Origin of the sequence: Streptomyces sp. NPDC085481 (genome assembly GCF_044541845.1) — a bacterium.
In the GTDB taxonomy this organism is placed as follows: Bacteria; Actinomycetota; Actinomycetes; order Streptomycetales; family Streptomycetaceae; genus Streptomyces.
In genome coordinates, this window is sequence record NZ_JBITTJ010000005.1 from 97,968 (window position 1) to 117,355 (window position 19,388).

Consider the following 19,388-nt stretch of genomic DNA (forward strand, 5'->3'; position numbering starts at 1 on the left):
GAGCCGGCCGGACTGAACCGGCGGCCCACGGGTCGGGTGACTGCGTTGTCGTCGGCAGAAGGCCTGCCGAGGTGCACAAGAGTGCGACGGCAGGCCTTAGCCCGCAGTCACCTCACGAGTCCGAAAAGAAACCATGTTTTCGGATCACCTCCTTTCACGTGTGCTCCCACCCTAGGAAGCCCCGCCCGAGCGCTCAACCTATTTTCGGGAAGGGGCTGTGTCCTGGGTCACGTTTCCAGTTCAATGAGGCGGGGGGTGCCGCATGAGCGGAACGAGCGACACGGCCAGGGTGCCGAGGATTCCGGGGGCGGACGGGGCGGACCTGCTGGCCGCCCTGCTCGACGGGATGGACGCGGCGCTGTGCGCGCTCGACGCCCAGGGGACCGTCACGCACTGGAACCGCGAGGCCGAGCGGATCCTCGGCTGGTCCGCGGGTGAGGTGGTGGGGCGGCACGGCTTCGCCGGGTGGGCGGCGCGCAGCGCAGACGCCGAGGAGACCCTGGCCCGGCTGATGCGCGCGATGACCGCGCCCGGCCGCCAGGTGCACGAGTTCGCGCTGCTGCGCAAGGACGGCGGGCGGGTCCTGGTCCGTACGCAGACAGCGGGCGTACGGGGAGCCGACGGCGGCCCGGCCGGCATCTACTGCGCGTTCAGCGAGGTGCACGCGCAGATCGACCTGGAGCGGTCCATCGCCCTGAGCGAGGCCCTGTTCGAGGAGGCCTCCTGGGGCGTCGTCCTGGTCGACGTCGACCTGCGCCCGGCGGTCGTCAACGACTACGCGGCCCGCGCCCTGGGCACCGCGCGCACCTCGCTGCTCGGCCGCCCGCTCGGCGAACTCGTCGTCCAGGGCGTCGAGGACCTGGAGGGCGCCCTCCAGCACGTCCTGGCCGCCGGCTCGCCGCCCGAACCGGCCGACGTGTGGGTCACCCTGCGCGGCCCCCGCGGCGACCGCCGCCGCTGCTGGCGCTCCGGCTTCGTACGCCTGGCCTCCCCGCTCGCCGAGGAACCCGAACCGGTCCCGCTGGGCGTCGGCTGGCTCTTCCAGGACGTGACGGAGGCCCGGCTCGCGGAGCAGGAGGCGGACCGGCTGCGCTTCCGCTGGACCCAGCTGCACCGCGCGGGCGTGGCCGCCGCGGAGTGCGAGGACCCGGCGGAGGCGGCCGCCGTCCTGCTGGACTTCGCCCTCGCCGGCTTCGCCGACCACGTCCTGGTCGACCGGACCACCGCCGACGGCCGCCTGGTCCGCGCCCTGGCGACCCCGTCCGGCGCCCCGGGCCCGGTCACCCCGGTCCCGAACGCCGGCATCCCCCTGCGCTACCCCCCGTCGCACCCGGCCCTCCAGTCCCTCGGCCGTCCCGGCCCCACCCGCGCCAGCGCCGCCCCGGACGCCTCCCACTGGTCCACCGACCGCCTCTGGCCGCCCGCCATGTCCCACGCCCTGTGCATCCCCCTCCGCTCCCGCGCCCGCAGCCTCGGCGTCGTCACCTTCCTCCGCTCCCCGTCCCGCCCCGCCTTCGAGCGGACCGACGCGGTCTACGCGGAGACGGTCGCGGCCCGCGTGGCGGCGGCCCTGGACCTGGCCGGGGGCTGACCCGCGGCGACGGCGCCCCCGCGACCGAGCGGTGTCGGTCACGGGCCTGGGCCTGTTCCGCCCGGTGACGCCGACCCGTCTGACACCTGGGGTCCGTGGACCTGCCGGCGGATGTCGCCGGGTACTACGTCTCGTAGGACCTGACAGAAAGCGGAGGGGCCACGGCGAGAACTCGCCGTGGCCCCTCCGTCGTTTTCCGGTCGTCGTGGCGCGATCAGTGGCGGAAGAAGATGCGGTCGCCGTACTCCGTCATCACCCGGCCGTTCCACTCGTGGCCCCCGTCCACGTTCCCCGAGCGCAGCAGGGGCGGCTCGATGCCGAGGCGGACCATCTCCTCGGCCGCCGCGGCCATCGTGGCCTGCATCAGGGCGCTGGTGACGACCGTCGAGGCGGGGGCGAAGGGGGCCTCGATGGACTCGTGGGTGAGTTCGGCGTCGCCGATGGCGATCTTGGAGTCGAGGACGATGTCGCAGTGGTCCTTCAGGTACGTGCCCGAGACGTGCCGGGACCTCGTCTCCGTCGCGTACGCCAGCGAGGTCACCCCGATCACCGTGAGGCCGAGGGCGCGCGCGTTCATCGCCATCTCGACCGGCAGGGCGTTCCGGCCGGACAGGGAGATGATGATCAGGACGTCGCCGGCCCGGGCCGGGGAGGAGTCGAGGACCGCGCCGGCCAGGCCGTCGACGCGCTCGAGGGCGGAGCCGAGGGTGGCGGGCATGACGTCGACGCCCACCACGCCGGGGACGGCCAGCAGGTTCATCAGGGCGAGGCCGCCCGCCCGGTAGACGACGTCCTGGGCGGCGAGCGAGGAGTGGCCCGCGCCGAACGCGAAGAGGCGGCCGCCCGAGGCGACGGCCTCGGCGATGGCGGTGCCGGCGGCCGCGATGTCCGCCGCGTCCTCGTCCCGTACCTTCTGGAGCAGGCCGATCGCCGCGTCGAAGAACTGTCCGGCCAGCTTGCTCTCGCCCGCGCTGTCGCCCATTCCGGTGCTCCTTCTCGTCGTGGTCGCCGATCACGGTGCGGTCTGGACCATTGCTCTGTCAATACCGCCTCCTCCGCGCACGCCCCGGTTGTCGGTGCGATGCGTCAGAATTGGGGGAGGGCCAGCGCACGACTCATCGAGGGGCACGTATGTCCGGACTGATCGACACCACGGAGATGTATCTCCGCACCATCCTTGAGCTGGAAGAGGAAGGTGTGGTCCCCATGCGCGCCCGGATCGCGGAGCGGCTCGACCAGAGCGGCCCCACCGTGAGCCAGACGGTGGCGCGCATGGAGCGCGACGGCCTGGTGGCCGTCGCGAGCGACCGGCACCTGGAGCTCACGGAGGAGGGCCGCCGCCTGGCCACCCGCGTCATGCGCAAGCACCGGCTCGCCGAGTGCCTGCTCGTGGACGTGATCGGCCTGGAGTGGGAGCAGGTCCACGCGGAGGCGTGCCGCTGGGAGCACGTGATGAGCGAGGCCGTGGAGCGCCGGGTCCTCGAGCTGCTGCGTCACCCGACGGAGTCGCCGTACGGCAACCCGATCCCGGGCCTGGAGGAGCTGGGCGAGAAGGCCGAGGCGGAGTCCTTCCTGGACGACTCCATGGTCTCGCTGGCCGATCTGGAGGCCGGCGGCGAGGGCAAGACCGTGATCGTCCGGCGGATCGGCGAGCCCATCCAGACGGACGCCCAGCTGATGTACACCCTGCGCCGTGCGGGTGTGCAGCCCGGCTCCGTCGTCTCGGTGACCGAGTCCCCCGGCGGCGTCCTGGTCGGCAGCAGCGGCGAGGCCGCCGAGCTCGACGCCGAGGTCGCCGCGCACGTCTTCGTCGCCAAGCGCTGAGGCCGTTCGCCGGGGCGGGTCCTCGTGGGCCCGGTTTACGGCGGAATCGCCACGGCCGCGGCCTCTTCCGTGCCACGCTTAGGGGATGAGGGCCGTCCGTCAGGCGACAGCGCAAGCGACAGCGACTGAGACAGCGACTGAGACAGAGAGCCCCGGCGCCCTAAGGCGCCGGGGCCTGTCCTCCCCTGTGCTGACCCGGAGCCCCGAGCTCCCAGGGTCATTCCCCTCGGACCGTTTTCCCCGAGCGGTCCGCCTCCCGTTGAAGATCTCCCCTCGGCCACAGCAGTCAATCCTTGAGCGCTGTCACTCGAACGAGGGGTGTTGAGTGGCAGAAGCGCATTTTCGAATATGGGTTCGATAGTCTGGCGAAGCTCGAAGGACACAGAGGGGGTGCCAGGGATCATGGTGCGACGACTCGACGTCACCGGGGCCGACGGCGTACGCCTGGCGGCCTGGGACTTCACGGAGGAGACCGCCCCGCAGGCCGGCTCCGGCGTCTTACTCCTGCACGGGCTCATGGGGCACGCCTCCCACTGGGCACCCGCCGCCCGCTGGCTCGGCAGCCGTCACCGCACCGTCGCCCTCGACCAGCGGGGCCACGGCAGCAGCGAGAAGCCCGCCACCGGGCCCTTCACCCGCGAGGCGTACGTCGCCGATGCCGCCGCCGCCGTCGAGCGGCTCGGGCTCGGCCCCGTCACCCTCGTCGGCCACTCCATGGGCGCCCTCACCGCCTGGCAGCTCGCCGCCGAGCACCCCGACCTCGTCCGCGCCCTCGTCATCTGCGACATGCGCGCCTCCGCCCTCGGCGCCGCCTCCCAGCGCGAGTGGCAGGACTGGTTCCGCCGCTGGCCCGTCCCGTTCCCCTCCCTCGACGCCGCACGGAAGTGGTTCGGCGAGGAGGACCCCTGGGTGGAGCGGTCGAACCCCGCCCGCGGCGACTTCTTCGCCGAGGTGATGACCGAGCACCCCGACGGCTGGCGGCCCGTCTTCGACCCCGCCCAGATGCTCACCTCCCGCGAGACCTGGGTCCACGACGCCCACTGGGACTCGCTCGCCCAGGTCCGCTGCCCGACCCTCGTCGTCCGGGGCCTCGACGGCGAGCTGGGCCGCGCCGAGGCGCAGGAGATGGTCCGCGTCCTGCCCCGCGGGGCGTACGCGGAGATCCCCGACGCCGGACACCTCCTCCACTACGAACACGCCGACGCCTGGCGGGAGGTCGTCGAGCCGTTCCTCGACGGCGTCCTGACCTCCTGATCGCCGGAGCAGGAGAAGGAGGGAGTGAGCGGTACGGGTGGGGTGGGGGGTTCCCGTACCGCTCACGGCATCCTCAGCCGGCCTGCGCCGCCGCCTCCCGCGCTTCCCGGGCCCGGCGGGCCTCGGTGTGGGGGAAGACGTGCCGGTTGTCGACGCTCCACTGGATGGACTCGTCGCCGCGCGCGGTCGACCCGTTGAAGCGGGGTGCCACCAGCTCGGCGAGCAGCTCGTAGCTCCGCTTGGTCTTCTCGAAGGACGCCCAGTTCATGGCGTACACGAGGAAGGTGCCGAAGCCGCCGGTCTGCTCCTGGAGCCGCTGGATCGCGGCGACCGCGTCCTCCGGCGAGCCGACGATCGCGAGGCCCTGCTCGACACCGGCCTCCAGCTCCTGGGAGCTCTTGACCCCCTCCATGCTCGCGGCCACGTCGAAGCCGGCCGCCTTGCCCCAGTAGCCCCACAGCCACTCGGAGAAGCCCTCCCGGACGTCCGCGTAGGCCTGCTCGCGGGTCTCGGCGATGTACAGCGGGGCGACCACGCGCCAGGTACGCCGGTCCACCGTACGGCCGTGCTCCTCGGCGGCCTCCTCCGCGAACCGCCACTGCTGCGCGAGGTCCACCGCCGGCAGCCCGGGCGGCGGCGCACCCCACGACACCAGGCTGAGCCCGTACTGGCCGGCCATCTTGGGGCTGTTGGGCGAGCCGATGCTGGAGATCGCCATCTCGATGCCCGGCTTGCTGTAGCGCGGGAGCTGCATCTTGGCGTCCTGCACCACGAACCAGTCGGTCTTGGCGCTCACCCGCTCCTCGCCGTTGACCAGCTCCTGCACGACGGGGATCGCCTCGCCGGCCATGCGCTTGAGGTCGTCCTGCGCCACGCCGAACTGGTGCGAGTCGTTCGGGGTGGCACCGGGGCCGACGCCGAGGATGTAGCGGCCACGGGAGAGGTGGTCGAGCATCAGCGCCCGGGTCGCCACGTTGTACGGGTGGTGGAAGGGCAGCGGGACCACACCGTTGGCCAGCTTGATCTGCCGGGTCCGCTCGGCGGCCGCGGCGATGATCGTCTCGGGGGCGCCGATCGTCGGCCAGGACAGGGAGTGGTGCTCGCCGAACCAGACCTCGTCGTAGTTGAGTTCGTCCAGGTGCTCCACGAGCTGAAGATCGCGCCGGATGGTCAGGTGCGGGTCCTGGCCCGGGGCGTGCAGCGGGGAGAGAAAGGCTCCGATTCCGGTGTGCAACGGGGGTCTCCTTGCCGGGGTTGGTCAGCGAATGAAAGACGGGGGGGAGGGGGGCGGCCCGCCGGGAGGGCCCGCGACGCGCCCGCGGGCCCTCCCGGCAGCGGCCGGGAGCGCGCCGCGGGCCGCTCCCGGGACACGGGCCGCCGGGAATCCGGGACCTACGCGCTCCGCGGCACGCCCGGGATGCTCAGGACCTGCTCGATCCGCTCCTCCACCGTTCCCGACACGGTGTGCACCGGGATGCCGAGCGTGTGGACGATCTCCAGCATCAGCTCGTCCGACAGCACCCGGAAGTGCGCGCTGATCGGGTCGTGGCCCTCGGGCAGCGGGAACTCGTTCGGGACGAAGACGACGGCGTCGTACCCGACGCGCGCCTGCTCCCTGGCGAGGAGGCCGAGCTGGTCCACGACCTCCTCGACGACCTGGGTGCGGGGCGAACGCACGCCCGCCGCCAGGGTGTCGGTCGGCTCGGGGTACCGGCCCACGGCGAGCCGCACCTTGCTGTAGACCCACTCGTGGAGCACCGAGCCGTCGGACAGGAAGCCCTTCGGGCGGGCGGCCTCGTCGGTGGCACGCTCGGTGTAGCGGCGTACCGCGAGCTGGACCAGCTCGGTCTCGCTGGACTCCTCGAGCGACTTCGGGGTGGTGCCGGCCGGGTCGCGCATGGCGCTTCCGTGGACGCGCTCCAGGCCCGTGCGCTTGGACAGCTCGGTGGTGAGGGTGGTCTTGCCGTTTCCGTACGCGCCGACGAAAGCGATTCTCACGTCTACGTCTCCGTTTCGATCTCTCGGGTTCTGGCGGGTGATCAGGCGGCGGCGGGGGTGGCGTCGGCCAGCCGCTCCAGCTCGTTGCGGGTGTCGATCTGCGCGTACTCCTCCTCCGCCTTCGCGATGGCCTCCTCGATGGTCATCACGGTCGGGAAGTCGAAGATCTCGACGATCCGGGCCAGCCGCTCCGGGATCGTGCCGCCGACGATGTGGACGGGGATCTCCAGCTCCTCGAGGGTGTCGAGCAGCAGCTGCTCGGCGAGCTGGCGGAACTTCTCGTTGACCGGACGGTGGCCGTCCTCGACGATCGGGAACTCGATCGGCAGGTGGACGAACGCGTCGTAGTTGGCCTTGGTGTGCTGGCGGGCCGGGATGCCGATCTGCTTCATGACCTCGGCGTAGAAGCGGACCTCGTCCGTCATCGGGACGGTGTCCAGGTCGATGGAGTCGTTCGGGTTGATGCCGACCTTGACGCGGACGTTCGCGTACGACCACTCGTGCAGGGCGGAGCCGTCGGATATGTAGCCGTTCGGCAGGTGGCTCTCGGCGACCGCGCGGCCCTGGATGCGGCGCGTGATCAGCATGATGAGCTCGGCGCCGTTGCACTCCTCGAGGGTCTTCCCGGGGAGGGAGATCGGCAGCAGCTCGCGCATGGTGGGGGCGGCGGTGCGCGGGATGCCGGTGAGGTGCGCGATCGCCATGCTGGTGATCGTCTTCCCGACGGAATAGGTACCGGAGATGGACAGGTTCATTACTGCTCCTCTGAGGTGACGTGACGGGCGGGACGATCGGGAGTGCCAGGAAGGGGACCCAGGGCGGTCGGTACGCTCGACGCTCGACCCGGCGTGAACGTCCTTGTTCTTCCGGGGAGTCGTCCGGGGAGTCGCCTCTGCCGACCTGCGAAACTGGCCCGCGGAAGAATCATGGCAACGGCCGCCGGAGTTACCCAGACTCCAAACTCAACAGCGTCGCCGGACCCATCACCACGGACACGATGGGTGCCACCAACACCGTCTTCGAGCTGGGAGAACGCAAAGCGGCGGCGGGCCAGGAGAGGCCCGCCGCCGGCGGCTCACTTCATTCGGACCGGTCAGTCCCGTACGGCCACGTGCTTCCGCTGCCGTGGGATGAACACGGGGTCGGGGAAGATCCCGGTCACCCGCGTGCTGAAGACCGTCTCGCCGCACTGGACGCCGCTGACGACCTGCCGGAGCCGGCCGAGCGCGTCCACCTCGGGCTCCTCCGCGACGATCGTGCACGGCTCGTCGAACTCGACGTAGCGCGAGAAGGTCGTGTCGAGCTCGATCGGGACGACCCGCCGTGGCGCCGCCACGGCCTGGGCGGCCTGGCTCGCCGCTTCGAGCAGGACCATGCCGGGGATGTGGTCGTGGGGGTGGTCGAAGAGGACCGGGTGGGTGGTGTCGGCCCGCAGGGCCCAGCGTCGTCGGCTGTCGTTCCCCGTGTGCGTGGTGTCCTCCGCCAGCACCACGTCCTGGGGGTCCGTACGGCCGACGAGCGCCGGGTCGGTGGCCGGCCCTGGTGGCAGGGCTCTGGCGAACGCCTCCCGGGCGTCGGCGTGTTCGCCGCGCAGCCGGTCGTAGAGGGCGGGAGGGTAGGCGGTGTAGTGGATCAGGGCGGTGCCGAGGAGCCGGCCGCCGCGGGTGGCCGTGACGCGGGCGGTGAGCCGGGCGAGGCCCGATCGCCGGCGGGTGAAGGGATCGTGGGTGACGGTGAGTTCGAGGTCGGTCGGGTCGGTGTCGATGGCTAAGCAGTCCGGCGCGACCGTGCAGGACAGGAGCTCCCAGCCCATGCGGTGGCCGACGGGTATGTCGAGTCCGAGATGGCTGGTGACGGCCAGCGCCTGCCGGACGCTCTCGGTGAACAGCAGGACGGTGTAGTCGTGCGGCGTGGGAGTGTAGAAGGCGTGGTGACGGGGCCAGCGCACCGTCACGGCGTGCGTGAGGTCGTCGACGCGGCGCCAGTCGGCGACAAGGACCTCGTCGAGGTCGACCTTGCCTGCGTAGCGCCTGACGTCGTGCGTGGCGTCGTGCGTGATGTCGGGTGGGGAGGGTTGGGGGCGGGGATCGACGAGTCCGTTGGTGGTGCACCGAGCCATCCGAGCTTCCTCCGATAGGTGTCGACGCGAGGTCTGCGTTCGCTCTGGCGGCAATCAGCGCGAACGCCGGTAAGATAGAGATTATTCTTTTTTTTGTCGAGGGTTGAACCAGTGACGAAGGAGGCGTCTGTGGCTGCCGAGCTCACAGGCAAACGGGAGATCAAGCAGGAACGCGCAGCTCGGACCAGGGCCGTCATCGCGCGGGCCGCCGCCGAGGTGTTCGCCGAATGCGGATTCTCCGGAGCGAGCGTCACGAAGATCACCCGGCGGGCCGGACTGACCCTCGGCGCGATGTACTTCCACTTCGAGAGCAAGGAGGCGCTGGCCCGCGAGATCGTGCGCAGCCAGCCCGAACGCGTGACGCCGCCGTACGAGACGGAGGGGCTGCAGCACGCCGTCGACATCACCTTGACCTGGGCCCACGCGCTGCTCGATGATCCGTTCCTGCTGGCCGGGGCCCGGCTCGTGATGGAGCAGGACTCCTTCATCGGCCCCGAGGAGAACTCGCACCAGCAGTGGACCGAGGTGATCGCCCAGTCCCTCACCGTCGCCCAGCGCGACCGCGAGGTCCGGGCGAACGTCGACGTCAACACCGTGGCACGGCTGATCGTCAACGCCTGCACCGGAGCACAGATGCACGCCCATCTGGAGAGCGGCCGCCAGGACCTGCCCCAGCGGATCAGGGAGATGTGGAACGTGCTGTTGCCGACCATCGCCACCCCGAGCGCGCTCAAGCGCCTCTGCCTCGACGACTCCCGCGGGGCGGCGGCATGAGCCCGGCGGACGCCTTAGCCGGAGCCGGCCGCACCCCCGGGATCGTCGTCACCGGTGCGACCGGGGCCGTCGGCCGCCACGTGGCCCGGCTCCTCGCCACACCGGGACGGACCGCCCCCACCCTCCTCGTGCGCGACCCGGACAAGGCCGCCTCGCTCCGTCTGCCGGGCACGGTGGCCGAGGGTGACTACGCGGACGGCGACCGCCTCCGCCGCGCCCTCGACGGCGCCGGCGCCGTCTTCGTCGTGACGGCGAACCCCCTGCGTCCCGAGGACGACGAGAACCTCCTCGCCGCCGCCCGCGCCACCGGCGTACGGCATGCCGTGAAGCTCTCCTGGCTCGGTGTCGCCGACCCCGGCGCGGACGACCTCGTGGCCACCTGGAACCGGCGCGCCGAGGACCTGTGGCGCGCGAGCGGCCTGTCCTGGACCGTGCTCCGCATCCGTACGCCGATGTCGAACGCGCTCGCCTGGGCGTCGTCGATCCGCGAGCACGGGGTGGTACGCGCCCTCGGCGGCGCGGCGCGCACGGCCTGCGTGGACCCCCGGGACGTGGCCGAGGCCGCCGTACGCGCCCTGACCGAGCCCGACCGCCACGCGTCCGCCACGTACGCGCTGACCGGGCCGCAGGACCTCTCGGCGCGCGAGCAGACCGCCGTGCTGTCGGAAGTCCTGGGCAGGCGCCTGGAGTTCGAGGACCTCACGGCCGAGGAGGCGCGCGCCGGATGGGTCCGGAGGTACGGGGAGCCGATCGCCGACGCCCTGCTCGCGGGCGCGCGGCGGCGCGGCGGGGGAACGACGGGTCCGGCGGGATCGGCGGGCCGGGTCGACGACACGCTGGCGACGCTCATCGGGCGGCCGCCGACGACCTTCGCCGCCTGGGCCGCGGACCACGCCGCCCTCTTCGCCTGAGGCCCCAGGGGGCCCGGGGTCTGGAGCCCGGGGCCCGGGGTCTGGGGTCTGGGGTCCGGGGTCCGGAGCCTGGAGCCCGGGGTTCCGCCGGGCCCTCGGCGCGACACCCCTCAGCCCTGCGGCCGCCCGACTCCCGACAGCACCACGTCCCAGACCGCGCCCAGTTGGCCGAGTTGCCCGGGGGGCCCACCGCCCGGCTGGGCCGACTCCTCCAGGCCCGAGACCAGGAGGCGCGTGAGCAGCGCCACGACGTGCGGGTTCACACCGGGCCGTAACTCGCCTTCCTTGCCAGCCTGTTCGAGCAGTTCGTGGACGTGGGGCAGCCAGGCCTCGTGCCAGTGATCCCGCTCCAGGGTCCGGTCCCGGCTCAGCCGCCCGGCCGCCCGGACGGTGGCCTCCTCGTGCAGCAGCCGGGCCAGGGCGGTGGTGATGCCGATGACCCGTTGCAGGTGGGGTGCCGACCCGTCCGACCTGCCTGCCCCGTCCGCCACGGCCGTACCCGTGGCCGTATACGCCACGGCGGCCCTCGTGAGGGCGAAGCCGTGGGTGTGCACGGCGCCCGCGAGGGACATCTTGGTGGGGAAGTGGAAGGTCAGGGCTCCCATGGTGACGCCCGCGGCCCCGCTGATGCGCTGGAGTGACGTCCCGCCGTATCCGTACAGCGAGAACTCTCCGGCGGCGGCGTGGAGCAGACGCGCTCGCGTCCGTTCCGCCCGCTCCTGACTGACCATGTGGGTACCGGCCCTTCGGTAACAAAGATAGCGCTCGCTATCATTTACCGGTGCCCCACCCCCGTATGCAAGCCCGTCGGCCGAAGCCGGCCCGAACGGTTAACCTTCGGTAAAGAAAAATAACGATCGCTCTCTTCCTGTACAAAAAAAAATATCGATCTCTATGATGCTGGGGAGCCTCGCACTGGCAGGGGGTGCGGGCGTTGTCCACGGAGGAGGATGGCCACGATGACTGGTTCTGGATCTCCGGCACTTGGCGTCGCGTTATCGGCGAGGGGTCCCGCGACCGCGGTCGCCAAGCCGGCCGTTCGGACGGCTGACCTGAAGTTCGCCGAGCTGGGGGACTTCCTCGCGGCCCGCCGCGCCGAGGTCACCCCGGAGCAGGTGGGCCTGCCGGGCGGCGGTTCCCGGCGGCTGAGCGGGCTGCGCCGCGAGGAGGTGGCCATGCTCGCCGGCATCGGGGCCTCCTGGTACGCCTGGATCGAGCAGGGGAGGGCCAAGAACGTCTCCCCCGAGATCCTCGCCGCCGTCGCCCACGTCCTGAGACTCGACGAGGCGCAGTGTCTGTACGTGATGCGCCTCGCGGGTTACGCGGCGCCCAGGCGGCCCCGGGTCCCGGCGGAGGGGGACCAGCGGCTCAACGCCCAGATCGTCGACGGCTTCCTGCCGAACCCGGCGTACTTCGTCGACCGCTACGGGGACATCGTGGCGGCCAACCGCACCGCCGTACGGCTCCTCGGCATCGAGGGTCCGCACCCCAACTACCTGGAGATGCTCTTCCTCGACCCGCGCGCCAGGACCCGGTTCCCCTGCTGGGAGCGGGACGCGGCCGAGGCGGTGGCACGGTTCCGCACCCAGAGCAGCGAGTTCCTGGGCGATCCCCGGCTCGCCGCGCTGACCGGCTACCTGTGCGAGTGCAGCCCGGCCTTCGCCGGACTGTGGGCCCAGCACCAGATCAGCGACGGGTCGAGTTACGAACAGGTGCTGCGCCACCCCGAGCTGGGACAGCTCTCGCTCACCCAGGTCGGCCTCGACCTCGCCGTCCGCCCGGGCCTGCAGCTGATCCTGCTCAGCCCCCGCGCCGACGCCACGGCCGACCGCCTGGCCGTCTGGGCCCGGGAGTCCCCCCGCGCCTTCGACGTGGTGGGCGTGCCGGCCTGAGCGCCGCGCGGGGAGCAAGTCGGCCGCCGGCCGAACCACCAGTAATCCGAACGATAACCAGATAAGAGAGGTACGGAGACCATGACTTCGTCGTCGGGTTCCGCAGGCCGCAAGGGGCTCATCCTCGCGGCCCTGGCCTTAGCGCAGCTGATCATCGCGCTCGACTACAGCATCGTGTTCGTCGCGCTGCCCGACATCGGCAGCGGCGTCGGCTTCTCGGACCAGCAGCTGCAGTGGGTGATCGGCGCCTACGCCGTCGCCTTCGGCGGCTTCCTGCTCCTCGGCGGACGCATGGCCGACCTCATCGGCCGCCGCCGGATGTTCCTCACCGGCCTCGCCCTGTACGCGATCTCCTCGATCGCCGGCGGCCTCGCCGAGACACCCGCCGTCCTGGTCGCCGCCCGCGCGGTGCAGGGCATCGGCGGCGCGTTCCTCGCCCCGGCCACCCTGTCGCTGCTGACCACCAACTTCGAGGAGGGCAAGGAGCGCAACCGCGCCCTCGGCGTCTGGGGCGCGACGGGCAGCAGCGGCATGGTCGTCGGCTCGCTGCTCGGCGGCGTGCTGACCCAGGCCTTCGGCTGGTCCGCGACCTTCTTCGTCAACGTCCCGCTGGCCGTCGGCGTCGCCCTGCTCGGCCTGCGCGCCATCCCCGCCGACCCGCCCACCGAGCGCCGTCAGGGCTTCGACCTGCCGGGCGGCATCACCGTCACCGGCGGTGCGCTGCTGCTCGTCTTCGGCCTCGTCCAGGGTCCGGAGTCCGGCTGGGCCTCGCCCACCATCCTGGGCAGCTTCATCGTCGCGGTGGCGCTCATCGTCGCCTTCGTCGTCATCGAGTCCCGCACCGCCGACCCGCTGGTGCCGCTGCGGGTGTTCTCGTACAACAGCCTGCGCCTCGGCTCGATGATCACCTTCATGTTCATGGCCACCTTCGGCGCCAGCGCGTACTTCATCACGCTCGCCCTCCAGACCGTCCGCGGCTGGAACGCGCTCGCCACCGGCCTCGCCTTCATCGTGCCGTGCGCGTGCATCCTGATCGGCTCCATGATCGGCGGCAAGCTCACCACCGCCTACGGGGCCCGCGGCACCCTGGTCATCGGCCTGATCGTGGGCGCCGTCGGTACGGCCCTGTTCGCCGCGTTCCTGGGCGACGGCTCGACGTACCCGCAGATGATCCCCGGCATCGTGGTCTTCTCGCTCGCCCAGGGCGTCATCTGGACCGCCATGTTCTCCGCGGCGACCGCGGGCGTCGAGGAGAAGCTCCAGGGCCTGGCCTCCGGCCTGGCCACCAGCGGCCAGCAGGTCGGTGCCGCCGTGGGCCTCGCCGTCCTGGTCGCCGTCTCCAACGGCGTCGCGGGCCCCGACCCCGACAAGGCCCACCTCTCCGACGGCCTCCAGGCGGCCACGTACACCTCGGCCGCCCTGATCCTGCTCACCGTCCTGATCGTCCTCGGCCTGCGCAAGCAGCCCAAGGCCGTGCCGGAGTCCGCGGAGGCCGCGCAGGAGAAGGCCACCGAGGCCCCGGTCCGGGCCGGCGGAGCCGCCTGAGCCCCCGTCCGGCTCACGACCCGCACCACACCCCGGGAGGCGTGACACCGCACCGCAAGGTCGGTGTCCCGCCTCCCGGTCACTTCCGGACCGCACCCACTCGCGCGCCGGCCCCACTCGCGCGCCGGCCCCACTCGCGCGCCGGCCCCACCCGCGCACCCGCCCCACCCGCGACCCCACCCCACCCAGGGAGGACCACCATGCCGCTCATCACGGGGACCCCCACCCCGCCCCCGCCCGTGCTGCCCTCCCTGCGCCTGGGCCGGCACACCGTCACGGCCATCCCCGACGGATCCGTCCAACTGCACCCCCTGCGCTGGCTGCCCGAGTCGACCGCCGACGACTGGGCCGGTGACAACGCCTCCCTCCTCGACCCGCACGGCTTCATCGAGGCCCCCATCGGCGCCCTGCTCGTGGAGTACGAGGACAGCGCCCTGCTGATCGACACCGGCTTCGGCCCGCACGACATCCCCGCCGCCGACACGATCGACACCATCGGCGCCCTGCGCGGCGGCGCGCTGCCGCACGCCCTCCGCCGGACCGGCCGCACGCTGGAGGACATCGACACCGTCGCCTTCACCCATCTCCACGACGACCACGTCGGCTGGGCCTTCCGCTCCGGCCCCGCCGGCCGCTTCCCCTTCTCCCGGGCCACGTTCGTCGCCTCGCGCGAGGAATGGGCGGACTGGACCATGCCGCCGGAGGTCTCCGTGCCCGCGCGCACCGCCGGACACGGCGAGGAGATCTTCCCCGGCGTCACCGCCCGGCTCACCCCGGGGCACACCCGCGGCCACACCTCGTACGTGATCGACACCGGCGAGCACCGCCTGATCGCCTTCGGCGACGTCTTCCACACACCCGCGCAGTTCGCCCGCCCCGACTGGCCGGTGTCGATGGACACGCTGCCCGAACAGGCGGTGCGCACGCGGTACGAGCTGCTACCGGAGCTCACCCGCCCGGACACCCTCGCGTTCGGCATCCACTTCGGGCAGGGCCAGTTGGGCCGGGTCGTGGAGGAGGACGGCGCCCTTCGCTGGGGGCCGCATTCGGAACTCTGAATTCCGTACCAAAGGGCGGGCTCGGCACCGGAATCAGGTGTTCCGGGCCCGTTCTCATTTCGCGCCCCCGAATCTGTTGGCGACAGCAACAGCATCCCTGGTGATAGCGCCGGGGAAGCCGGTGACATTGAAGTCTGGGGCGCGGGGAAAGCCGCTGCGATGATTCTCGGTATGAGCCAGAACCCCACGCGAGCCGCCTTCTTCGACGTGGACGGCACCCTGACCACCTCGGTGGGCATGTTCCGCTTTCTCGCCTTCTATCTCGCCGCCATGGGCCGCCCACGGCGCGAATTCGACGAACGCGTACGGGAACTCAAGGCGATGGCCGCCGTCGGCTGCGCCCGCGAGACCACCAACCGCGCCTACTTCGCCCACCTCCAGGGCCTCGACGCCGGCGTCGTCGCCGACGTGGCCCGGAGCTGGTTCGCGGCCGAACTGGCCACCGGGGGCTACTACCACGCCCCCGCCGTGGCCGCGCTGCGCCGCCACCAGGAGCGCGGCGACCACGTCGTCCTCGTCTCCGGCTCGTTCCCGGCCCTCCTCGACCCGGTCGCCGCCGACCTCGGCGTCGACGACGTCCGGTGCACCCGCCCCGCGATCTCCCAGGGGCGCTACACCGGGGAGCTCGACGGCCCGCCGATGATCGGCGCCGCCAAGAGCGACGCCGTCATGCACGTCGCCATCCGCGGCGGCCTCGACCCGGAGGACTGCGCCGCCTACGGGGACCACGTCTCCGACCTGCCGATGCTGAGGGCCGTCGGGAAGGCGTACGTCGTCGGAGGCGACGCCGGTCTGCGCTCATCGGCACGCGTCCACGGCTGGCGGCTGCTGCCGGGGCCGCCGCCGGCCCCCGAACCACCGATCCCCTTTTCTCCGTCCGGATACCGCGTTCCGGCCCGACCCCGCCTTCCGTCCCACCCCCGTCCGCTTTCCACCCGCAGACCAGAGAATTCCCCCTACACCTCTGCCCGTTACGAAATTCCGGAGGGCGCATGACCGCCTGGTTCTTTGAACGGATGCACGGCTTCGGTTCCGCCGACGCGATCGTCTTCGACGGCAGGACCCACAGCTATGCGCAGCTCCTCGAGGCGACCGCACGCTGGGAGAAATTCCTCGACGAGAAGGACGTGCGCGCCGGACAGGTCGTCGCCCTGGAAGGCCCCAGCAGCGTCGAATCCTGCGCCGGTCTGCTCGCCCTCGTCGCCCGCGACGCGGTCGTCGTCCCGATGACCCCGCTGCCCGACGCCAAGCGCGCCGAGTTCCACGAGATCGCCGAGGTGGAGGTGGCGATCACGGTCGCCGGCGCCCCCGACGGCGGGCACCTGTGCCGGCGCACCGGCCGCGCCGCCGACCACGAGCTGTACGGCAGGCTGCGCGCCGCGCGGACCCCGGGCCTCGTCCTGTTCAGCTCGGGCACCACCGGCCGCAGCAAGGCCACGGTGCTCGACTTCGCCAGGATGCTCAGCAAGTACGGGGAGGCCCGCCGCCCCAAGCGGACCCTGGGCTTCCTCAACCTCGACCACATCGGCGGCATCAACACCCTGCTGCACACCCTCAGCCAGGGCGGCGCGCTCGTCACGATCGCCGACCGGACCCCCGACTCGGTCTGCGCGGCGATCGCCGAGCACCGCATCGAGGTGTTGCCCACCACGCCCACCTTCCTCAACATGCTGCTGATCTCGGGCGCCCACGCCGGCCACGACCTCAGCTCGCTGCAACTGGTCACGTACGGCACCGAGCCCATGCCCCTCGGCGTCCTCCAGCGGCTCGACGCGACGCTTCCCGGCGTCCGTCTGAAGCAGACCTACGGACTCTCCGAGCTCGGCATCCTGTCCACCAAGTCCCGCGACAACGACAGCCTCTGGGTCAAACTCGGCGGCGACGGCTTCGACCACCAGATCCGCGACGGCATCCTCTGGATCCGCTCCGACATGGCGATGCTCGGTTACCTCAACGCGCCCGCGCCCTTCGACGACGAGGGGTACTTCAACACCCAGGACGCGGTGGAGACCGACGGCGAGTACGTCCGCATCCTCGGCCGCAAGTCCGAGATCATCAACGTGGCGGGGGAGAAGGTCTACCCCAGCGAGGTCGAGAACGTCCTGCTGGAGATGGACCTCATCGCGGACGCCACCGTCTCGGGCCGCCACAGCCACATCACCGGCCAGGTCGTCCAGGCCACCGTCAAGCTGACCCGGCCGGCCGACCCCCGCGAGGTCGCCCGCACCGTCCGCAGGTACTGCAGCGAGCGCCTCCAGGCGTACAAGGTGCCGCTCCTGATCGAGGTCTCCCAGGACGACCAGCACTCCGAGCGCTTCAAGAAGATCCGGAGCGCGGCATGACCGCCACGCCCGAGCACGAGGAGAGGCCCGCACCCGTGGCCGTCGTCAGCGGCGGCAGCCGCGGCCTCGGCCGGGTCCTGGTCGAGCGGCTGCTCGCCGACGGCTGGCGGGTCGCCACCTTCAGCCGTAAGCCCAACGAGTTCACGGAGGCGACCGCCGGCAAACACCAGGACTCCTTCCACTGGGCGGCCGTCGACCTCACCGACACCACGGCCGTACGGGGCTTCGCCCGCGACGCCGGCAAGCGCTTCGGCCGGATCGACCTGCTCGTCAACAACGCGGGAGTGCTCCACCAGGAGCTGTTCCTCACCACGGCGCCCAAGCGCATGGACGACCTCGTCGGCGCCAACCTGCTCGCCCCGCTCCATCTGGCCCAGGCCTGCGCCCGGTTCATGATGCGCGACGGCGACGGCACGATCGTCAACATCTCGTCCATCAACGCCATCCGCGGCTACCGCGGCGTCGCGGTCTACGCCGCCGCCAAGGCCGGCCTCGAAGGGCTCGGTCGCGCCCTGGCCCGGGAGCTCGGCCCGCTGGGCATCCGGGTCAACACCCTCACGCCCGGCTTCTTCGACAGCGAGATGACGGCGGAGGTCACCTCGCAGAACCGGGAGAAGATCCAGCGCCGCACCCCGCTGGGCCGCCTCGGCACCGTGGACGAGATCGCCGACGCGGTCCTCTTCCTCGCCTCGCCCCGGGCGCGGTTCATCACCGGACAGACACTCGTCATCGACGGAGGCATCACATGCTGAACGGCACGCAGACGAACCAGAACCAGGACGTCGACCTCCAGGAAGTCATCCAGCGCGAGATCGACAGCGTCCTGCTCAACGACGAGGGCGGCTCCACCTACGCCCTCGACGACCCGCTGCTCACCGCGGGACTCAACTCCCTCCTCCTGGCCCAGCTGCTGCTCCAGCTGGAGACCGAGCTCGGCGTCGACCCGTTCGCCGAGGACCGGTCCATCGCCGACATCCGGACGATCCGTGATCTCATCGCCGCGTACGACGAGGCGATACGGGCCCGGACGGCGGGGGTGTGAGCGTGCGCACCGGCCAGCAGATCCTGCTCAAGTCCATCGACGACTACCTCGGTCCGAGCGAGACCCGCTTCTTCTCCCGCGGCTACCAGCGCGCCGAGTACCGGGTCCGGAACGTCATCGTCACGCCGGCCGAGGCCCCCGACGCGGGCGTGCGCGCCACCGTCGACGTCGGCTACCCCGCCGACTGGTCCCGCAAGAAGGACGGCACCGACCTCCGGCCCCACCTCAGCACCGTCGACGCCCTCGTCCTCGGCGTCCAGCTCGCCGAGCTGCACCTCGCCCACGGCTACGGCCTCGACGCCGCCGCCCGTACCCGGATGCGGCTGCACAAGGTCGTCCTGCGGGCCGGCGGCGCCCCCCAGGAGGAACTGGCGGACATCCCGCTCGCGGCCCGCCTGGTCAGGACCGAGGACCTGCCCGGGCTGCCCGCCCGCCATCTGACCGTGCACGACTGCACGGTCGGCAACCTGCGGGTCCGCACCGAGATCGAGCACGACATCGTCACCCGCGCGGTCGAGGAAGCCCGCCACGAGAGCCTCGAGCACGCGCTCGGCCCGGCCGAACGGCGTTTCTGGGGCGACGGGTTCAAGCGGCGACGGCACCTCATCGACGACGTACGCGTCGACATGGACTCCCTCTCCGCCCAGGCCGACGTGCACTTCGCACCCGAGGCCGAGCCGGCCCGCGAGGGCATCGAGGGCGCCCACCAGCCGTCGGTGTCGCTCGTCGACGCCTTCGTCGTCAACCTCCAGCTCGTCCAGGTGCTCATGTACGAGCTGGACGGCGTCAGCCGGGCCGAGAGCAACACCCTGTGGATGATGCAGACCGTGCTCGAGTCCGCGCCCGTTCCGGCCGAGCTGCCCGACCACCCGGACCGCTCGCGGCTCGCCCGCGCCACCCTCACCGGCAAGCGGCTGCTGCCGCTGCGCGGCGGGATCTGGCGCAGCGTCGAGGTCAAGGCGGAACTGGCCGGCGTGGCCCTGCGCTGCGGCTTCGCCCACGAGCTGCCCCCGGAGGCGGCGGCGTCCGCGAGCTGAG

Annotated in this window: 19 protein-coding genes; 13 read left to right on the forward strand and 6 right to left on the reverse strand. The window is 71.9% G+C overall.

What is annotated here, in order from left to right; translation table 11 throughout:
* Positions 1-262: 262 nt before the first annotated feature.
* Positions 263-1,591 carry a PAS domain-containing protein gene (locus tag ACIGEZ_RS13325; protein ID WP_399829900.1) on the forward strand — a complete coding sequence of 443 codons (1,329 nt, stop codon included), beginning with the start codon at positions 263-265 and terminating at the stop codon, positions 1,589-1,591.
* A gap of 214 nt (positions 1,592-1,805) precedes the next feature.
* Here ACIGEZ_RS13325 and ACIGEZ_RS13330 read toward each other — a convergent pair whose 3' ends face one another.
* The gene (locus tag ACIGEZ_RS13330) at positions 1,806-2,573 is read right to left on the reverse strand and encodes an SIS domain-containing protein (protein WP_399829903.1); all 768 of its coding nucleotides are present in this window, start codon (positions 2,571-2,573) and stop codon (positions 1,806-1,808) included.
* A 149-nt stretch (positions 2,574-2,722) separates the two neighbouring features.
* On the opposite strand from ACIGEZ_RS13330, the gene ACIGEZ_RS13335 reads away from it, so the two are divergent.
* Both ACIGEZ_RS13335 and ACIGEZ_RS13340 read left to right on the forward strand, forming a co-directional pair.
* Positions 2,723-3,415, forward strand: coding sequence for a metal-dependent transcriptional regulator (locus ACIGEZ_RS13335; RefSeq protein WP_351657054.1), 693 nt, complete (start codon positions 2,723-2,725; stop codon positions 3,413-3,415).
* 402 nt (positions 3,416-3,817) lie between these two features.
* A complete protein-coding gene (locus ACIGEZ_RS13340; RefSeq protein ID WP_399829905.1) occupies positions 3,818-4,669 on the forward strand; it encodes an alpha/beta fold hydrolase in 852 nt (283 codons plus the stop codon).
* Between the two features lie 73 nt (positions 4,670-4,742).
* On the opposite strand, the gene ACIGEZ_RS13345 is transcribed toward ACIGEZ_RS13340, so the two are convergent.
* The 4 genes from ACIGEZ_RS13345 to ACIGEZ_RS13360 all read right to left on the reverse strand — a co-directional run bounded on the left by ACIGEZ_RS13345 (position 4,743) and on the right by ACIGEZ_RS13360 (position 8,786).
* Positions 4,743-5,903, reverse strand: coding sequence for an LLM class flavin-dependent oxidoreductase (locus tag ACIGEZ_RS13345; protein WP_399829908.1), 1,161 nt, complete (start codon positions 5,901-5,903; stop codon positions 4,743-4,745).
* Between the two features lie 158 nt (positions 5,904-6,061).
* Positions 6,062-6,667, reverse strand: a complete 606-nt coding sequence (locus ACIGEZ_RS13350; RefSeq protein WP_399829911.1) for an AAA family ATPase — start codon at positions 6,665-6,667, stop codon at positions 6,062-6,064.
* Positions 6,668-6,708: 41 nt separating this feature from the next.
* Positions 6,709-7,422 carry an AAA family ATPase gene (locus ACIGEZ_RS13355; protein ID WP_399829914.1) on the reverse strand — a complete coding sequence of 238 codons (714 nt, stop codon included), beginning with the start codon at positions 7,420-7,422 and terminating at the stop codon, positions 6,709-6,711.
* A gap of 338 nt (positions 7,423-7,760) precedes the next feature.
* Positions 7,761-8,786 (reverse strand): ScbA/BarX family gamma-butyrolactone biosynthesis protein, encoded by a 1,026-nt coding sequence (locus tag ACIGEZ_RS13360; protein ID WP_399829916.1) that lies wholly within the window; start codon positions 8,784-8,786, stop codon positions 7,761-7,763.
* 129 nt (positions 8,787-8,915) lie between these two features.
* On the opposite strand from ACIGEZ_RS13360, the gene ACIGEZ_RS13365 reads away from it, so the two are divergent.
* Positions 8,916-9,560, forward strand: a complete 645-nt coding sequence (locus tag ACIGEZ_RS13365; RefSeq protein WP_399829919.1) for a ScbR family autoregulator-binding transcription factor — start codon at positions 8,916-8,918, stop codon at positions 9,558-9,560.
* Entirely contained in the window at positions 9,557-10,471 is a 915-nt protein-coding gene (locus ACIGEZ_RS13370; protein WP_399829920.1) for an NAD(P)H-binding protein, read from the forward strand. The genes ACIGEZ_RS13365 and ACIGEZ_RS13370 overlap by 4 nt, the downstream gene beginning before the upstream one ends.
* A gap of 110 nt (positions 10,472-10,581) precedes the next feature.
* On the opposite strand, the gene ACIGEZ_RS13375 is transcribed toward ACIGEZ_RS13370, so the two are convergent.
* The gene (locus tag ACIGEZ_RS13375) at positions 10,582-11,202 is read right to left on the reverse strand and encodes a TetR family transcriptional regulator (RefSeq protein ID WP_399829923.1); all 621 of its coding nucleotides are present in this window, start codon (positions 11,200-11,202) and stop codon (positions 10,582-10,584) included.
* Positions 11,203-11,430: 228 nt separating this feature from the next.
* Here ACIGEZ_RS13375 and ACIGEZ_RS13380 point away from each other — a divergent pair, with 228 nt between their 5' ends.
* The 8 genes from ACIGEZ_RS13380 (at position 11,431) to ACIGEZ_RS13415 (ending at position 19,387) form a co-directional block, all read left to right on the forward strand.
* Positions 11,431-12,363 (forward strand): helix-turn-helix transcriptional regulator, encoded by a 933-nt coding sequence (locus tag ACIGEZ_RS13380; protein ID WP_399829926.1) that lies wholly within the window; start codon positions 11,431-11,433, stop codon positions 12,361-12,363.
* A gap of 81 nt (positions 12,364-12,444) precedes the next feature.
* Positions 12,445-13,908: an MFS transporter gene (locus ACIGEZ_RS13385; RefSeq protein ID WP_399829928.1), complete on the forward strand. Its 1,464-nt coding sequence runs from the start codon at positions 12,445-12,447 to the stop codon at positions 13,906-13,908.
* Positions 13,909-14,108: 200 nt separating this feature from the next.
* On the forward strand, positions 14,109-14,966 hold the full coding sequence (locus ACIGEZ_RS13390; RefSeq protein ID WP_399829931.1) for an MBL fold metallo-hydrolase: 858 nt from the start codon (positions 14,109-14,111) through the stop codon (positions 14,964-14,966).
* Between the two features lie 171 nt (positions 14,967-15,137).
* Complete coding sequence (locus tag ACIGEZ_RS13395) at positions 15,138-15,962, forward strand: HAD family hydrolase (RefSeq protein WP_399829933.1); 825 nt, start codon at positions 15,138-15,140, stop codon at positions 15,960-15,962.
* Positions 15,959-17,308 (forward strand): class I adenylate-forming enzyme family protein, encoded by a 1,350-nt coding sequence (locus ACIGEZ_RS13400; RefSeq protein ID WP_399829935.1) that lies wholly within the window; start codon positions 15,959-15,961, stop codon positions 17,306-17,308. The genes ACIGEZ_RS13395 and ACIGEZ_RS13400 overlap by 4 nt, the downstream gene beginning before the upstream one ends.
* Positions 17,305-18,060, forward strand: coding sequence for an SDR family NAD(P)-dependent oxidoreductase (locus ACIGEZ_RS13405; RefSeq protein ID WP_399829937.1), 756 nt, complete (start codon positions 17,305-17,307; stop codon positions 18,058-18,060). Before ACIGEZ_RS13400 ends, ACIGEZ_RS13405 begins: the two co-directional genes overlap by 4 nt.
* Complete coding sequence (locus ACIGEZ_RS13410; protein WP_399829940.1) at positions 18,054-18,350, forward strand: phosphopantetheine-binding protein; 297 nt, start codon at positions 18,054-18,056, stop codon at positions 18,348-18,350. Before ACIGEZ_RS13405 ends, ACIGEZ_RS13410 begins: the two co-directional genes overlap by 7 nt.
* Positions 18,347-19,387: an AvrD family protein gene (locus tag ACIGEZ_RS13415; RefSeq protein ID WP_399829942.1), complete on the forward strand. Its 1,041-nt coding sequence runs from the start codon at positions 18,347-18,349 to the stop codon at positions 19,385-19,387. The genes ACIGEZ_RS13410 and ACIGEZ_RS13415 overlap by 4 nt, the downstream gene beginning before the upstream one ends.
* The last annotated feature ends 1 nt before the right edge of the window (position 19,388 follow it).

Bases quoted from the DNA above. Each gene is read 5' to 3' on its own strand.
- ACIGEZ_RS13325 (WP_399829900.1), top strand. From the start codon at position 263: ATGAGCGGAACGAGCGACACGGCCAGGGTGCCGAGGATTCCGGGGGCG.
- ACIGEZ_RS13330 (WP_399829903.1), bottom strand. From the start codon at position 2,573: ATGGGCGACAGCGCGGGCGAGAGCAAGCTGGCCGGACAGTTCTTCGAC.
- ACIGEZ_RS13335 (WP_351657054.1), top strand. From the start codon at position 2,723: ATGTCCGGACTGATCGACACCACGGAGATGTATCTCCGCACCATCCTT.
- ACIGEZ_RS13340 (WP_399829905.1), top strand. From the start codon at position 3,818: ATGGTGCGACGACTCGACGTCACCGGGGCCGACGGCGTACGCCTGGCG.
- ACIGEZ_RS13355 (WP_399829914.1), bottom strand. From the start codon at position 7,422: ATGAACCTGTCCATCTCCGGTACCTATTCCGTCGGGAAGACGATCACC.
- ACIGEZ_RS13360 (WP_399829916.1), bottom strand. From the start codon at position 8,786: ATGGCTCGGTGCACCACCAACGGACTCGTCGATCCCCGCCCCCAACCC.
- ACIGEZ_RS13370 (WP_399829920.1), top strand. From the start codon at position 9,557: ATGAGCCCGGCGGACGCCTTAGCCGGAGCCGGCCGCACCCCCGGGATC.
- ACIGEZ_RS13375 (WP_399829923.1), bottom strand. From the start codon at position 11,202: ATGGTCAGTCAGGAGCGGGCGGAACGGACGCGAGCGCGTCTGCTCCAC.
- ACIGEZ_RS13380 (WP_399829926.1), top strand. From the start codon at position 11,431: ATGACTGGTTCTGGATCTCCGGCACTTGGCGTCGCGTTATCGGCGAGG.
- ACIGEZ_RS13385 (WP_399829928.1), top strand. From the start codon at position 12,445: ATGACTTCGTCGTCGGGTTCCGCAGGCCGCAAGGGGCTCATCCTCGCG.
- ACIGEZ_RS13390 (WP_399829931.1), top strand. From the start codon at position 14,109: ATGCCGCTCATCACGGGGACCCCCACCCCGCCCCCGCCCGTGCTGCCC.
- ACIGEZ_RS13395 (WP_399829933.1), top strand. From the start codon at position 15,138: ATGAGCCAGAACCCCACGCGAGCCGCCTTCTTCGACGTGGACGGCACC.
- ACIGEZ_RS13400 (WP_399829935.1), top strand. From the start codon at position 15,959: ATGACCGCCTGGTTCTTTGAACGGATGCACGGCTTCGGTTCCGCCGAC.
- ACIGEZ_RS13405 (WP_399829937.1), top strand. From the start codon at position 17,305: ATGACCGCCACGCCCGAGCACGAGGAGAGGCCCGCACCCGTGGCCGTC.
- ACIGEZ_RS13410 (WP_399829940.1), top strand. From the start codon at position 18,054: ATGCTGAACGGCACGCAGACGAACCAGAACCAGGACGTCGACCTCCAG.